This window comes from Sphingorhabdus profundilacus (assembly GCF_009769755.1).
GTDB lineage: Bacteria > Pseudomonadota > Alphaproteobacteria > Sphingomonadales > Sphingomonadaceae > Sphingorhabdus_B > Sphingorhabdus_B profundilacus.
This window is the reverse complement of record NZ_SDWJ01000001.1, coordinates 783557-797872: the sequence shown is the minus strand read 5'-3', so window position 1 is coordinate 797872 and position 14316 is coordinate 783557. Positions and strand designations below refer to the sequence as shown.

Sequence of the window (14316 nt, the reverse complement as noted above, 5' to 3'; positions counted from 1 at the left end):
CCTGCCATGTTCAATGAAACGGGAACAAGATAATGCTCACCGCGAAACAACATGAATTGCTTCTTTTTATACATGAGCGCCTCGAAGGCAGCGGCATTTCTCCTTCTTTTGAGGAGATGAAGGAAGCTTTGGATTTAAAGAGCAAGTCTGGTGTGCACCGCTTGATCGGCGCGCTCGAAGAACGGGGCTTTATCCGGCGGCTGGCCAATCGTGCCCGTGCACTTGAAGTGATGAAAATGCCCGAAGGCGGCAGCAGCCGTTCTGCGACGGTCACCAAATTGACACCCGCAATTGCTTCGAACAAGGCGCAGGTTAATTTGCCAGTGGCCGCCAATGACGTTCTTGAAATCCCCTTGCATGGCAAGATCGCTGCCGGTGTTCCGATTGAGGCGTTGGAGGGGCAAAGCTCGCTTTCGGTGCCGATGGCCTTGCTGGGCAGCGGGGAACATTATGCGCTTGAAGTTTCCGGCGACTCTATGGTCGAGGCGGGCATTTTGGATGGTGACTATGCCCTGATCAAAAAAGCAAACACCGCGCGTGACGGCGAAATCGTGGTCGCTTTGGTCCGTGGTGAAGAGGCAACGCTAAAATATCTGCGCCGTGATGGCCAGCGGATCAGGCTTGATCCGGCCAATCAGGCGTATGAGCCGCAATATTTCGACGCACACGAAGTTGAGGTGCAGGGCAAGCTTGCAGGGCTATTGCGGCGCTATCATTGAGGAAGATCTGCCTGCGTCCTGGCGGCGCGGGCGGCCTTGACCCACGGATAATGGGCGTTGCTGTCATTAACGGTGATAAGCCTTTGCTGGGATAGAAAGAAGGCCAGTCCGCCGGTTTGTTCCAACATTTTCCGGTCGGCTTTGATCCATTTGGGCCGACATGAAGATGGCAGCCACCGGTCACTAATGACAATATCAACCCGTTTACACGCCGCCGCCATTTCCATGGCCGGTATCGGGTAAGGCGTTCGGGTGGCAAGAATTAGCCAGCGCCGTTTGTCCCGGAGAATCGATATGATACAGATGTCGACCGAGCATTGCGCGCCGCGCCATTGTTCAATAGCGACAGGCTCGGCCAATGTGCCCACCTTCTCCAACAGCATATCCCGCGCAAATTCCCCGGCCCGGGACCGCAGCAAGGTTACCTCTCCATTGGGTTCGGCAAGCGCCAGATGCTGTCCGTCACCTGTCACCACTATGTCGGGCCGGGGCGCATTCACCATTGCGATAAATCCCGCTAATATTGGCAATATCCCAAGATATCGAACCCGGCTTTTGATTAAACCGGCAATCAGGGCGCCCCAGACAATCGCCAAATATGCCCAAAAGGGCATGGCGGGTAACATCGTGACGGCTCCCGGCAAGGTGCTGACATATCGGGCGATGACAAGAATGGCAGCAACCCCCTGCCCGGCCACCCACCAAAATGGTGATCCCAATCCTGCGATATCCGTCATTAAAGCCAAGGCTTGCGCCGGCATGATGATGAAAGTGGTCAAGGGAATGGCGATCACATTGGCAAGCGCGCTGTACATGCCGGTACGATGGAAATGGAACAGCGCTATCGGGGCTAATATCAGCTCAATGGCAATCCCGGTCAGGATCAATGCCACCAGGCCCCGGCCTGCCCGAAACAGGATCGATTCTTCCCTTGGAGCGGCCCATTGCTTCATCCACCGGGTCTCGTGCAAAAACAGGATGGTCGCGACTGCTGCAAAACTTAGCTGGAAACTTGGCCCTGCCATGGATTCCGGCCAGAATAACAAGATGACACAGGCGCCGAATGCGACAAGACGTAATGTCAAAGCATCGCGGCCAAGTGCCATTGCCAGCAAGACCAGCAAGGCCGCGATACAGGACCTGACCGTGGGAACCTCGGCACCGGCAAGCATTGTATATGCCACGGCCCCCATAGCGGCAAAGCAGGCCGACAATAATGGAACCGTAAATCTGAGCGCTATTGCCGGAAAGATCGACAGGACCCGGCTACACAGAAAGAAAAGAAAGCCTATTATGGCGGTGACATGCAATCCGCTGATCGAAAGCAGATGCGCCATTCCACTGTCGCGCATGGCTTGTGCATCAGAAGGGTCGATATTCCCTTGATCTCCGGTAATCAAGGCAGCGCCGATTTCGCCAGTGCCCTGCGGCATTTCACCAATGATATGCCCGGTCAATGCAGTGCGAATATCGTCAAGGAATATGGCGTTTCCCGATTGTTTGAAAATAGTGACCGGGCCAATAGCGCTGCCGGTTGCGCCGATCTGAGAAAACCATGCACGTCGCGCAAAATCATAACCGCCCGGAAGCGAAGGCCCGGCGGGCGGCATCAAGCGCGCACGCAGAAAAACGATGCTTCCAACCCTGAATTTCCGGTTCTCATATTGTGCGGGTTTCAAATTGACCCTGATTTTCGGTGGAAGTTGTTGCTGTCCCTTGGTATCAAGCTCAAGGCGAACGACATCGCGTGCACCCAAAATCTCCACCTTTGCAATGCGCCCATAAAGCGGACCAACCCAGATTTTGCCCAAAACCGGCGCGGCCACGCGCTCAGATTTCAACGCGATCGCACCGAAACCTACGCTGAAGGCGATACCTGCAATGAAAAGCGTGCGGCCCAACCGACGATCAAGACCAAGAGATGCTCCCGCGACAGAAAGGGACAGGAATATCAGGACATAGGGTATGAGCCGTTCAGTGCCCGCAAATTGCCAAAGCCCAATTCCCGTTCCGATGGTGACTGGCAACCAAAGCGGCAATTGATGGCGTTCCAGTTCCAGCCAGCCTTCGACCTTTGCCATGATATCTGCAAGATGGATTGGATAGACGGGATTCGGGAGCTGTTTATTCAAGTAATGACGAAAAAACCCAATCATGTCAGAAACGTAGCATCTATGTCACAGATGACAAATATAACAATATCAAAACTAAATGCTTTGCCTTGACGACCGTGTATTTTCGCACCATGGCCGACAAAACAATAATGCCAATTTCTCCCCAAGAAATAGCGGCAGTTGAGGGGCCTAAAGCAATCACATCTGGCGTTTCTGACGCCTTTTGTCGAACATGGAACATGGCCTTTAATCAGGGCTTGAAACAGGGGCGCCCGAAACATCGGGACGGAAGTAATGGAGTTTGATGATGGCTGATAATAATGCAACGCTGACAATTGGTGATAACAGCTACGCGCTACCTGTCATGAAAGGCAGCGAAGGGCCGGATGTCCTTGATATTCGAAAATTATATAGTGCTTCAGACCATTTTACGTTCGATCCGGGCTTCACCTCTACGGCAAGTTGTGAATCGGCGATTACATTCATTGATGGTGATGAAGGCATTTTGCTGCACCGGGGCTATTCGATTGAAGAACTCTCTGAAAAGTCTAGCTTTATGGAGGTCTCCTACCTCTTGCTAAACGGGGAGCTGCCAAGCAAAGCGCAGCTTGGTGATTTCAGCCAGACAATCTCTCGCCATACAATGCTGCACGAACAGTTGGCGACCTTCTATCGTGGTTTTCGTCGCGACGCCCATCCAATGGCGATCATGTGCGGCGTGGTTGGGGCTTTATCGGCATTTTACCATGACTCTACCGACATAAGCGACCCAACCCACCGTATGATTTCAAGTCACCGGTTGATTGCCAAAATGCCGACCATTGCCGCAATGGCGTATAAATATTCAATGGGTCAGCCGTTCCTTTATCCCGACAACAGCTTGTCCTATACTGGCAACTTCCTTCGCATGACTTTCGGCGTTCCAGCTGAACCTTATTTTGTTAATCCGGTCATTGAACGGGCAATGGATCGTATTTTCATTCTCCATGCTGACCATGAACAAAATGCATCTACGTCTACCGTGCGCCTCGCCGGGTCGTCGGGTGCCAACCCGTTTGCCTGCATCGCGGCAGGTATTGCATGTCTTTGGGGCCCGGCACATGGCGGTGCGAATGAGGCCGCGCTCAATATGCTGCGGGAAATTGGGACGCCGGATAAAATCCCGCACTATATCGAGCGCGCGAAGGACAAGAATGATCCCTTCCGGTTGATGGGCTTTGGCCATCGTGTGTATAAAAACTACGATCCGCGGGCCACGGTCATGCAAAAAACGGTGCGTGAAGTTTTGACCGAACTCAAAGTCAGCGACCCGATTTTCGATGTTGCGCTTCAGCTTGAAGAAATGGCCCTCAACGATCCTTATTTCATCGAGAAAAAGCTGTTTCCGAACGTCGATTTTTATTCAGGCATCATTTTGTCTGCCATCGGTTTCCCGACGGAAATGTTTACCGTGCTATTTGCGCTTTCACGTACAGTAGGTTGGGTAGCACAGTGGAATGAGATGATCTCTGACCCGGGCCAGAAAATCGGCCGCCCCCGCCAGCTTTATACCGGACCGCAGGCGCGGCCTTATACCTCGTTTGACGCGCGGTAAATATTTTTAGGAATTCGGCAGACGGAGGACGAATTTCGCGCCTCCGTCGTCTGAATTGGTGACCGACAATTCACCGCCCATGGCGCGGGCCAGTCGTCGGGAGATATACAAGCCCAGACCGCTTCCCCCATCGCCGGAGCGACCGAGACGTTCAAATTTTTCAAAGATCTTGTCTCGGTCTTCGATTGAGATACCCCTTCCCTGATCACTTACCGTAACCACGGCGAAGCGATCTGCCGTTTCTGTTTCGATAGATATCACCGTGCCATCCGGCGAATATCGGATTGCATTGTTGACCAGATTCAAAAGAATTTGCAGCGTTCTTCGAAACTCGGCAATTGCGGTAACCTTGGACGCGTCGGTCGGGGTATGGATCACGATACGATGATCCGCAGCCTTGAGCGCGAGTAAACCCGCTACCCGGCGTGCCACATCACCCAGTTCAATCTCGTCACGGGCTGTGCGAAAATCAGGCCGTTCAACCGCCTCCAGGTCGCCAAGGTCGTCAACCAAAGCCGACAGGTGTCGCGCGGCATTGGCAATGTCCCGCGCATATAAGGCATAATTTTCGCGGATGGGCCCCTGCAATTCCCCGCCAATAGTTTCCGCATTCGCAATTATTCTGCCCAGGGGCTGGCGAAGCACTGGCGCAAGATTCTTGCCAAAAAGCGCCCCGCCCACAGGGGCCAGTGCGGCAATAGCAAGTGTCTCCTCACCATGCGAGACAAAACTCAGCCGAAATCCAACGGCACGCTGTTGTTCATCAACAAGTTGCTCGCCCCAAACATCAAACAACCGCCCATCAATTTGTCGCCTTATTTGTGCATTCTCTATTGAACTACCCAAAGATAAAGCATTTAATACAACATTCAAAGAATCCCCGTTTTCCATAATGGAAGCGAGAATGGCGCAGCCATCTTTACCAAAGTCCGTCGTCGCCAAACCGTGTGAGACATCGCCTTTTGCACTTAACAATCGCAACTGGGTGTCAAAAATTAGGTTATTGTTTATAGATTCGAACGGACGGGATGATTTATGGCCTCCATGCTTTTGATCTGCCAATGTTCTCCAGCTGACAATGGCGACTTTAGCGACTTGCGGTGATGGATAAACTTCAATCCACAACTCCAGTTTCTCTTCATAGTCGGCGACCTTAACGGCACGGGAGAGCTTCATCTGTAAGTTAAGTGATAGCCGGACCAATTTCGCAATCGCAGGGACTGCTAGTGCCCCTCCTTCGATTCCACCCGCCCGCTGGTTTAGAAGCGAAAGCGCTTCATCAGCCCAAAGCAGCTTCCCTTTACTGTCAACTTCGGCAAAGACTGGCCTGGATAGATGCGGAACGTTCACCCCGATATTCCAGCTAAAAGAAACTGCGACCGTTCTGACGCCCAGAAACCAATTTCTTCCGATGCAGCTTCAAACGAAATCGACGAATATCCGACTTCAAAGAGTCCTGCATCATGGGAAGATATTAGATCGCCGCTAAACAGAACAATGTTTTGAACTGCATGCTGTATTGGAAAATTGCAGGCAGATAAGAGGATGGCGTGAGGGGTTGTTGAGTGCGAGTTAAGCAGTCGCAAAACATGGTCGAAATCGAGTTCCAAACGCGCGGAAAGTGCGGCAGTGTATAAGTGCAATCCGGAAACCTCCGGAAAATAGAAATCACTGTTATCTACTCCATTGGTGAGATGCACAATTTTCTTCGCAGCATCCTGAGCGCGATCAGCCTCCGAATATTGCGATAGGAGGAATTTCGCTGAAGCAATGATGTCAGGTCGCCTGTCACCTTCTATGACTTCTATTGCGGCGACTATCCGCCAACATAACTTGTGCAGCAATTCCGGTGGGAGCGCGAGATAGCTATGGCCGGAACCAAGCCGCTGAAGGCTTTCGGCCGCCAACAATGTTTGTGCAGCCTCGGCAATCGCACCATCCGAATGGTCAAGAAGCAGCACCGGCAGGCTGGTCACTTTATTTTTGATAAAGGAATTCAGGCGCTCTTCGGCGACCCTTGCCAATATGAAGTCGATCAGATCCGGTTCGCGCAAAAATCCAGAGGACGCCAATATCTCCCAAGTTACGGGACGTGGCGTATCTGAGCTGATATTGAATATCTTTTCCAGATCAGACACCAGCGTTATGATTCTGGTTGAAACCTGATTGATCGTTTCATCGCTCAGCGGATTTATCGCCTTCGGAAAGATAATCCCTGCGACATCCGAACACAATGCATGAATGTCGCGCGCATGTGTAGCTGCCACTTTCAATAACTCAAATTTTTCGCCAAAACCGTGATCCAACGGAATTTCCAAGCTAATTAGATCGTGAATCGTAACCAATAAAGGTTAACGTCGCTTTAAGCCTGATTCAACTTTACCACTTTGCTCTCAAATATATACCGCCCGGCAATGAGAAGTAAAAGTTGCGAAATCGCTAAAACCCGAAGACCAATTGAAAAGGCCGATAGAGTTTGAGCTACAATCAAACCAAAAACAAACAGGCTTGGCGAATGTGTCACAGATTTCGTCCATGCCGGCAATTCCAGTTTTCGCGCCAATAGGGCAAGCCCGATAGAAATGGCCATAAACAAAACCGGATCGGATCCATAATCGCTTGCGGAATATGCCATCGCCAATCCTGCCGCACATAGGAAGAGCCAGAAGAAGACAACAAGCGCCGACGGCGCATTACGGTTACGATCTTCTCCCATCGCGATAACATTCAAATGGTTGCAGAAAACCGCCAACAGCGCAGTCCATAGCGCCAGATCTTGCCAATCCAGCATCGCCATTGTGAAACAGATGATAGCAAAAGAAATTCCTGAAAATTTTGAGCCAACGCGATATCCATCACTTTTCCAGATATGGGGCGCAAGCCACCTTGCGATAGGGGCGTAGATAAGCCGCTCGGTCCATCCAAGGATAGAATCGGCCCTGTTCCGCAATATTTGTATATTGAGCGCATCGGCAATGACCGAATTGGAAACGTGTACGATATCCATTTTCTGAACAACTATCTGTTGCAATGGCAAAAACGGGACTTTTTCTTGAATAGCATGGCGGAGCAACGAAGAAATAATACTCCAGTCGTCCGGAAGGTCGCTCATCGAAAAAATGCGCTTGGCTTCGATCGATGCAAAACCCGACCAACGTGTGTTGAGATCAATTCTCTCAAAACCGGCATTCTCTTCCCTACTGTCGAAAGTTGCAATGAATGCGCCGTCACTTGTCGTCAACTCGATGACGAATTTTTCCGACAAAAAGTGATCTTCTGCAAGAAGATAGAGTCGCATTTCAGGTTCGACAAGTGTCTGTAAATCTTTGATAGAACGCGCAAACTCGATTGACACTCCCTCTCTTCGAAAGCCATCAACCAATTCCAGCAGCGCGCCGGAAACCTGATCCACCTCAATGATAAAAAAGGTACAGCCCGCCTTATGGAGCGCTCTTATCTGCAACTCCAAAATAGTGTGCCCCACCACCGGCTTATGACTTTCAGCGCCGTTCCGGACGTTTACTCCATCGGACGCATTTGCCGTTGATAGAAGTGCAGCGACATTCATCGAGTGAGCAGAAATCGACATATTCATGCCGATATGGGCTGTGATCAACTATTGCCACCCAATTTTTTGCGTTTAACCAATTTATCGATGGGTCACCATTGCGGTGCCTCTCCAACTAGGCCTATGCATATCGGCCAAGGCTCCGTATCCTCTCATCTGAAGCGGAAACGGGGTGGGTTCGTCCGATCTTCCACATCTGACCTAACTTCATCACGCGGTAAATTCGTACGTCTCGATTTCTTGGATAGCTCTCCCGATTTTGCGTAAGACAACCGGATCTCCGGGAGCACCTTCCACAGCTTCGTCCGCCAAAAGCATCAATTTCATGGCCCCGAAACTAGCTGCAAGACCCTTAAGTCTCCAGCTTGTATATTGCCAGTTCGCATCACATCGTGACCGAGTTAGAAGGCTTAATTGCCTCTTGGCACTTTCGACAAAAGTAGCGCGCAGTTCAGCTATTAGCGCGCTGTCTTCGCCAGCGGCAGCCTTTAAAGCTGTGTCAAACGAGCCATAATCCATAGACATTCAAAACTTATAACGAACATAGGGTTAACTTTGCGTTTCCCTGTGGATAAAATATGGTAAACAGGTTGTTATGACTTCACGATCAAAAATTATAGGCCTTACAAGGCATATAGAAAGCCCCGAGCTGGCAACACATGTGCCTGTACCGGAAAGCGCGGCTGATGAGTCCCCATTCATCACTGATGCGGACCTTGAAAGCAGTGGCTATCAATCGGATTGGGAATATCCGGAAATCCGGACAAGCAGTTGGAAAGAATATCTATTTCCTGCATTTGCTATCCTGTCCGCTTTAATGTGGTCAGTATTTTTCGGCGTCACAAATTATCCTGAAGTCATGCAGGGAATTTCCGCGGAACGTGCAATTACGTTAACAAATATGTGGGCATTGCCCCTTGTGCTATTGGCGGTCACATGGCTGCTGGCAATGCGTCACAGTCGCGCAGAGTCGACCCGTTTTGGCGATGTCGCCCGATTGTTACGGCAAGAAAGTGAATCGCTTGAGGCACGTATGCGAACGGTCAACGAAGAAATTTCCATGGCACGGCAATTTCTCTCGCAAAATGCGCTGGAGCTGGAATCGGTCGGTAAACGCTCATCACAACATATGTTGGAAGCGGCCGAAATATTGACCGCATCGCTTGCCGATAGCGATGAAAAGGCAAAGACTTTAGAGGCCGTCAGCAACGCAGCCACGAGCAACCTGGAGCAATTGCGGAAACATTTGCCTGTCGTTACCAGCGCGGCCAAGGATGTCACCAATCAAATCGGAAGTGCCGGAAACAATGCACAGCTTCAGATAAAACTTCTAATTTCCGGCCTGGAACGTATCGGAGAGGCTGGTATTTCAACCCGTGATTATATCGACCAAGTCGGATCTCGTGCAGAAACTGTTTTTGAAAAACTCGATAAAATTTCACGTGAAGGCGCCGCTGCATTAGACCATGCGGGCGTCGAAAGTGAGAAACGCGCGGCATTGTCCGCAGCTTTGTTAAACAGCGCTGCTGAAAATATGGTGCAGAAAATAGCAACCATATCCAGCGATTTGGAAAGCCTTATTCAAGAAAGTTCTGAAAAAATTGGAGAAAATGTCTCGCAGGTCAAGAACAGCCTCATAGACCTATCGGAGCAATCAGAAGAAGAACGCTCCCGCATTTTTGCGATTATCGGCGAGGTTGAAAAACATATAGGATTGAGCTCGGCCAGAATTACTGAAATCGATCAAGCCGCAACTGACCAGACGGCAAAACTTGCATTCGCAGTTTCTGCTTTGAGCGAAAGTACACGCGCAGTCGGAACCGATCTGAACAATAATCAGCAAATTACCCGGTCTTTGATGGAATTGTCCGATCGACTTCTGCTGGCATTGAAAACGGTCAACCATGAAATATCGAGCACAATTCCCGGGTCGATAGAATTGATTGATACGAACTTTTCCGTCGCAGCAGAACAAATTCATGCGGCGTCGGGAAGTGCTCAGCAACTCAATGAGCTGAGTGAGTCTCTTTTGGACAGAACGAACAATCTTGGCACCTTAATCAACAGTCAGAGGGGCGACGTTGAAAAGATAATGACCGAAAGCGACGCCTATTTTGTGGCGCGTCATGAACAGGTGGAAACACTCACTTTGGCGTTGGCAGAAACCCGCGCCCTGCTGGATACGATTACGAATGAAGCTAAATCCAAATTGAACATTTCGCTCGAGGGGCTGCGTGCGAGTACAAAACAGGCGGCTGAAGATAGTCGTCGGATAATCGATGAAGAGCTGGCGCATGTCGCCGATCGTTTGACAGAACAAAATCAGGCATCGCTTGCCACCGCAATCAATAATCAGGTCAATTCCATGAATGATCTTATCCACGCAGCGATTGAGCGGAATCTGACATTATCTGAAACGTCGACGGTCAAGCTAACATCGCAAATCAGTCAACTTGAAGAACTGGCCACCAATCTTGAAAAGCGCATTGCAGAAAGCCGGAGCGGCTTTGAAGGTATCGATGATGACAGTTTTGCCCGCCGAATGGTGCTGCTGACTGAATCGTTGAATTCTACTTCGATCGATGTTGCCAAAATTCTTTCAAATGAAGTCACAGACACCGCTTGGGCTGCCTATTTGAAAGGAGACCGCGGCGTCTTTACCCGGCGTGCAGTCAGGCTTTTAGACGCAGGAGAGTCGCGAACAATCGCAACGCATTATGGCCAGGACGCCGAGTTTCGGGAACATGTAAACCGGTATATCCATGACTTCGAGGCCATGATGCGCGTGTTGCTCAGCACCCGTGATGGAAATGCAATATGTGTCACAATGCTATCATCGGATGTGGGCAAGCTTTATGTGGCTTTGGCGCAAGCGATTGAGCGGCTTCGAAGCTAAGCCCTTAACTATTGGGCGGTGAAATGAGAAAATCGAAGCTGTGGCGCGTGACCCAGCCATAGATATAGTTGGCGTAATAAAGGCCGAAGAGCAGCGCCGAAAGCACCGTTGTTCGTAAGATGATTACGCCGGGCCGAAAATTTCCGGGGGCACTGTCGGCTTGCCCGGGAATCTTCTCCAGTCCCATTTCTTCATGGGTTTTTACGCCAATTGGCAATATCACAAATGCGCTCATCACCCAGAAAAGAGCGTAAATTGCGACGATTGATATCCAGTTCATGCGGTCTCCAATATCATGACATCTACGATCGGTTTTTTGCCGGTCCAACTGGTGGCGACACGACGAACTGCCAACCTTGTTGATTCACGAAGTTTCTCAAAGTCGCCTTTATTTTCCCGAACGGTCTTGTTCACTGCAGCGGTGACATCATCCAGAAAATCTTCCAGATCTTCCTCTATTGGTATCCCATGCAAGCGGATTTGAGGGCTACCCGATATTTTATCGCGACTATCCAAAGCAAATGCGACGGAAATCAATCCATACCATGACAGTTTACGACGTTCATTTATTGTCGAGCCATCTGCTGAAATGATGGTGTCGCCATCCAGGATCAATCTACCGGTTCGTTCCTTGCCGATGATTTCCGGCTTGCCCGGCGCAAGACGGACAACATCGCCATTGGATTGAACCAACGCATTTTTTACACCATGCGCCATTGCAAACCGGGCTTGTTCAGCCATGTGCCGACGCTCACCATGGACAGGCACCAATAGCTCCGGCTTGATCCAATCGTAAAGCTTGGCCAATTCAGGCTGCCCGGGATGGCCGGATACATGCACATGCGCCTGCTTTTCGGTCACGGTCAGAATATTACGCTCGGCAAGCTTGTTCATGATAACGCCAATGGCGATTTCATTTCCGGGGATCTGTTTCGAAGAAAAGATAACCGTATCGCCCTCTTCCAGTTTAACCGGATGGTTGCCTTCCGCAATTCGCGCCAGAGCGGCACGTGCTTCACCTTGCCCACCTGTTGCAACGACCATGACCTCTTTGCGTGCCAGTCCGTCGACAGATTCCATATCAACCGTCTTGGGCAGGTCTTTAAGATAACCATTGGCTTGTGCAGCTTCGATAATGCGGTGCAACGACCGGCCTGCAAAACACAGGGTTCGGCCCGTTTCCCGCGCGACTTCACCCATGGTTTGCAAACGCGCTGCGTTCGAAGCGAATGTCGTCAAAAGCACGCGCCCCTTTGCCGCCTTTACTGATTTCAAAAGGTCCGCTTTCACGCTACCTTCACTGCCGCTGTCTCCTGCGTTAAAGGCGTTGGTTGAATCGCATATAAGAGCCAAAATTCCTTCATCGCCAATTGCGCTCAGCTGTTCGGCGGTGGACGGTTTGCCAATGACTGGCTGTTCATCCAGTTTCCAATCCCCACTGTGGAATATCTTGCCATAGGGCGTCGAAATGACGCAGGCGCTCATTTCCAATATTGAGTGCGCCAATGTTACAAGCTGAAATCCGAACGGGCCAAGTGCAAAGCTGCCCTCCATCGGAATGATGTTCAGCTCGACACTGTCCAATATGCCCTCTTCTTCCAACTTCCCGCGTATGAGCGTCGCGGTAAAGGGTGTGGCATAGAGCGGCACACCTAAATCCGCGGCAAAATAGGCGACTGCGCCAATATGGTCTTCATGGCCGTGGGTCAGCACGATCCCCAACAGGTCGTCTTTGCGCTGTTCGATAAATTCCAGATCAGGCAATATCAAATCAATACCGGGATATTCCGCATTTGCGAATGTAAGGCCAAGGTCGACCATGACCCATTTGCCCTGGCAGCCATAGAGATTGACGTTCATGCCAATCTCGTTCGACCCGCCCAGCGCGAGGAAAAGAAGTTCATTTTTCGGGGTAGTCATTATTGCCTGTCTCGATTCCTGTATAAATACGCCAGCCCCCGCAGCGTCAAATCCGGTTCTACCCGGTCAAATAAATGGCCATGCTGCTGAAAAAGGATGGCAAGACCACCGGTCGCGATGACCGTAACCGGCTTGCCAATTTCAGCCTTCATCCGTGCGACCATCCCTTCGATCATCGCCACATAGCCCCAATAGATACCAATCTGCATTTGTCCAACTGTTGTCGTACCAATAACGCTTTCATTTGGCGGCGGCTCGATTGCAATACGCGGTAACATGGCGGCGGCAGCGTAAAGTGCATCAAGGCTGAGATTAACGCCCGGGGCAATGCTCCCCCCCCGATAGGAACCGTCGGGACCGATATAGTCGAACGTGGTCGCCGTACCGAAACTGATCACCAGCTTGTCACCTTCCGCCAAAGACTGTGCAGCAATGGCATTGACGGCGCGATCAGCACCAACCGATTGTGGTTCATCAACCTTCAACTGGATGCCCCAGCCCACAGCCCCTCGCCCCGCTATTAAAGCCTCGCAATCAAAATAATGGGAGGCGAGCAGTTGTAAATTGTGAAGCGCGCGGGGCACAACCGTTGCAATAATCACGGCCTTGATATCGCTTCTACGGAAACCGGCCATCTGGATCAATTGATCCAGCCACACCGCATATTCATCCGCAGTGCGCCGCGCATCTGTAGCGATGCGCCAACGCTTCACAATTTCTCCACTGTCGTCGACCAGTGCGAATTTGACGTTGGTGTTGCCGGTATCAATGGCGAGCAGCATAGTCGGTCCTCTGATTAAACAAGAAAAACATCGGCGGCATGAATGGCATGGATCGTCCCATCCGCCAAGCGAAGCTGAAGCGCACCTTCTGCGGTCAGCCCGGCGTAAAGTCCATCTTCACGCGCCCCATCGGGTAACTGCACCGATAACGCCGTCCCGACGGGATGGGCCGCCTTTTGCCATTCGGCGGTCAATGCCTGCAGGCCATATTGACGCCAGCGCGCCAACCAGATTGCCATGTTAGACGCCAAAATCTCGACGACGGCTTGCGGATGCGGCGGCAGGGCGCCGAGTGACTGCAGGTTGGTAGTTGCACGCCCCGGAATATCAGGTGACGAAGCTAGATTGATCCCGATACCGACAACAACCGCGTGACCTGTCCGTTCGAGCAAGATACCGCATAATTTAGCACCTTCTGCCGACAGAACGTCATTAGGCCATTTGATCTGCACGGCGCATTCCGGTGCAATTTGGTGCAGCGTGTCACGTACCGCCAACGCAGCAACAAATGCCAGCGACGGTGCCTGCGGATCGCTAGGCTGCAGGCGGACGATGGTGCTGGCGAACAGATTACCATCCGAGCTTTCCCAACTGCGCCCCATACGCCCGCGGCCGCCGTCTTGAGCATCGGCGCGAAGCCAAAGACCTTCGGGCGCGCCAATAGTCGCACGCTGCAGCAGGTCGGCGTTGGTCGACCCGGTTAATGTAACTTCTTCGAAAATG

12 protein-coding genes are annotated in these 14316 nt (G+C 51.2%); 3 read left to right on the top strand and 9 right to left on the bottom strand.

Annotated elements, in window-relative coordinates:
* Positions 1 to 32 precede the first annotated feature (32 nt).
* The gene (gene lexA, locus EUU23_RS03650; protein ID WP_160352739.1) at positions 33 to 719 is read left to right on the top strand and encodes a transcriptional repressor LexA; all 687 of its coding nucleotides are present in this window, start codon (positions 33 to 35) and stop codon (positions 717 to 719) included.
* Here lexA and EUU23_RS03645 read toward each other — a convergent pair.
* Positions 713 to 2800, bottom strand: a complete 2088-nt coding sequence (locus EUU23_RS03645) for a ComEC/Rec2 family competence protein (protein ID WP_160352738.1) — start codon at positions 2798 to 2800, stop codon at positions 713 to 715. The two genes, lexA and EUU23_RS03645, sit on opposite strands and share 7 nt — an antisense overlap.
* A gap of 340 nt (positions 2801 to 3140) precedes the next feature.
* Here EUU23_RS03645 and EUU23_RS03640 point away from each other — a divergent pair, with 340 nt between their 5' ends.
* Positions 3141 to 4427 carry a citrate synthase gene (locus EUU23_RS03640; protein WP_160353519.1) on the top strand — a complete coding sequence of 429 codons (1287 nt, stop codon included), beginning with the start codon at positions 3141 to 3143 and terminating at the stop codon, positions 4425 to 4427.
* 6 nt (positions 4428 to 4433) lie between these two features.
* Here the strand turns inward: EUU23_RS03640 and EUU23_RS03635 are convergent, their stop codons facing one another.
* From EUU23_RS03635 to EUU23_RS14110, 4 genes are all read right to left on the bottom strand, one after another.
* Positions 4434 to 5777 carry a sensor histidine kinase gene (locus EUU23_RS03635; protein WP_218939495.1) on the bottom strand — a complete coding sequence of 448 codons (1344 nt, stop codon included), beginning with the start codon at positions 5775 to 5777 and terminating at the stop codon, positions 4434 to 4436.
* Positions 5774 to 6694 carry a hypothetical protein gene (locus tag EUU23_RS03630; protein WP_160352736.1) on the bottom strand — a complete coding sequence of 307 codons (921 nt, stop codon included), beginning with the start codon at positions 6692 to 6694 and terminating at the stop codon, positions 5774 to 5776. The genes EUU23_RS03635 and EUU23_RS03630 overlap by 4 nt, the downstream gene beginning before the upstream one ends.
* Before the next feature lie 95 nt (positions 6695 to 6789).
* Entirely contained in the window at positions 6790 to 8022 is a 1233-nt protein-coding gene (locus EUU23_RS03625) for a hypothetical protein (protein WP_160352735.1), read from the bottom strand.
* 183 nt (positions 8023 to 8205) lie between these two features.
* The gene (locus tag EUU23_RS14110; protein WP_246156071.1) at positions 8206 to 8520 is read right to left on the bottom strand and encodes an Hpt domain-containing protein; all 315 of its coding nucleotides are present in this window, start codon (positions 8518 to 8520) and stop codon (positions 8206 to 8208) included.
* A gap of 625 nt (positions 8521 to 9145) precedes the next feature.
* Here EUU23_RS14110 and EUU23_RS03620 point away from each other — a divergent pair.
* Entirely contained in the window at positions 9146 to 10891 is a 1746-nt protein-coding gene (locus EUU23_RS03620) for a coiled-coil domain-containing protein (protein WP_160352734.1), read from the top strand.
* Between the two features lie 4 nt (positions 10892 to 10895).
* On the opposite strand, the gene EUU23_RS03615 is transcribed toward EUU23_RS03620, so the two are convergent.
* The 4 genes from EUU23_RS03615 to EUU23_RS03600 are packed head-to-tail and all read right to left on the bottom strand — an operon-like array spanning position 10896 to position 14315.
* Entirely contained in the window at positions 10896 to 11171 is a 276-nt protein-coding gene (locus EUU23_RS03615) for a DUF1467 family protein (RefSeq protein WP_160352733.1), read from the bottom strand.
* Positions 11168 to 12811, bottom strand: coding sequence for a ribonuclease J (locus EUU23_RS03610; protein ID WP_160352732.1), 1644 nt, complete (start codon positions 12809 to 12811; stop codon positions 11168 to 11170). The genes EUU23_RS03615 and EUU23_RS03610 overlap by 4 nt, the downstream gene beginning before the upstream one ends.
* Positions 12811 to 13593: a type III pantothenate kinase gene (locus EUU23_RS03605; protein ID WP_160352731.1), complete on the bottom strand. Its 783-nt coding sequence runs from the start codon at positions 13591 to 13593 to the stop codon at positions 12811 to 12813. Before EUU23_RS03605 ends, EUU23_RS03610 begins: the two co-directional genes overlap by 1 nt.
* Positions 13594 to 13607: 14 nt before the next feature.
* On the bottom strand, positions 13608 to 14315 hold the full coding sequence (locus EUU23_RS03600; protein ID WP_160353518.1) for a biotin--[acetyl-CoA-carboxylase] ligase: 708 nt from the start codon (positions 14313 to 14315) through the stop codon (positions 13608 to 13610).
* Between the last annotated feature and the right edge of the window lies 1 nt (position 14316).

Coding starts and splice junctions, on each gene's coding strand:
- lexA (WP_160352739.1), top strand. CDS start 33: ATGCTCACCGCGAAACAACATGAATTGCTTCTTTTTATACATGAGCGC.
- EUU23_RS03645 (WP_160352738.1), bottom strand. CDS start 2,800: ATGGCAAAGGTCGAAGGCTGGCTGGAACTGGAACGCCATCAATTGCCG.
- EUU23_RS03640 (WP_160353519.1), top strand. CDS start 3,141: ATGGCTGATAATAATGCAACGCTGACAATTGGTGATAACAGCTACGCG.
- EUU23_RS03625 (WP_160352735.1), bottom strand. CDS start 8,022: ATGAATATGTCGATTTCTGCTCACTCGATGAATGTCGCTGCACTTCTA.
- EUU23_RS14110 (WP_246156071.1), bottom strand. CDS start 8,520: ATGTCTATGGATTATGGCTCGTTTGACACAGCTTTAAAGGCTGCCGCT.
- EUU23_RS03615 (WP_160352733.1), bottom strand. CDS start 11,171: ATGAACTGGATATCAATCGTCGCAATTTACGCTCTTTTCTGGGTGATG.
- EUU23_RS03610 (WP_160352732.1), bottom strand. CDS start 12,811: ATGACTACCCCGAAAAATGAACTTCTTTTCCTCGCGCTGGGCGGGTCG.
- EUU23_RS03605 (WP_160352731.1), bottom strand. CDS start 13,593: ATGCTGCTCGCCATTGATACCGGCAACACCAACGTCAAATTCGCACTG.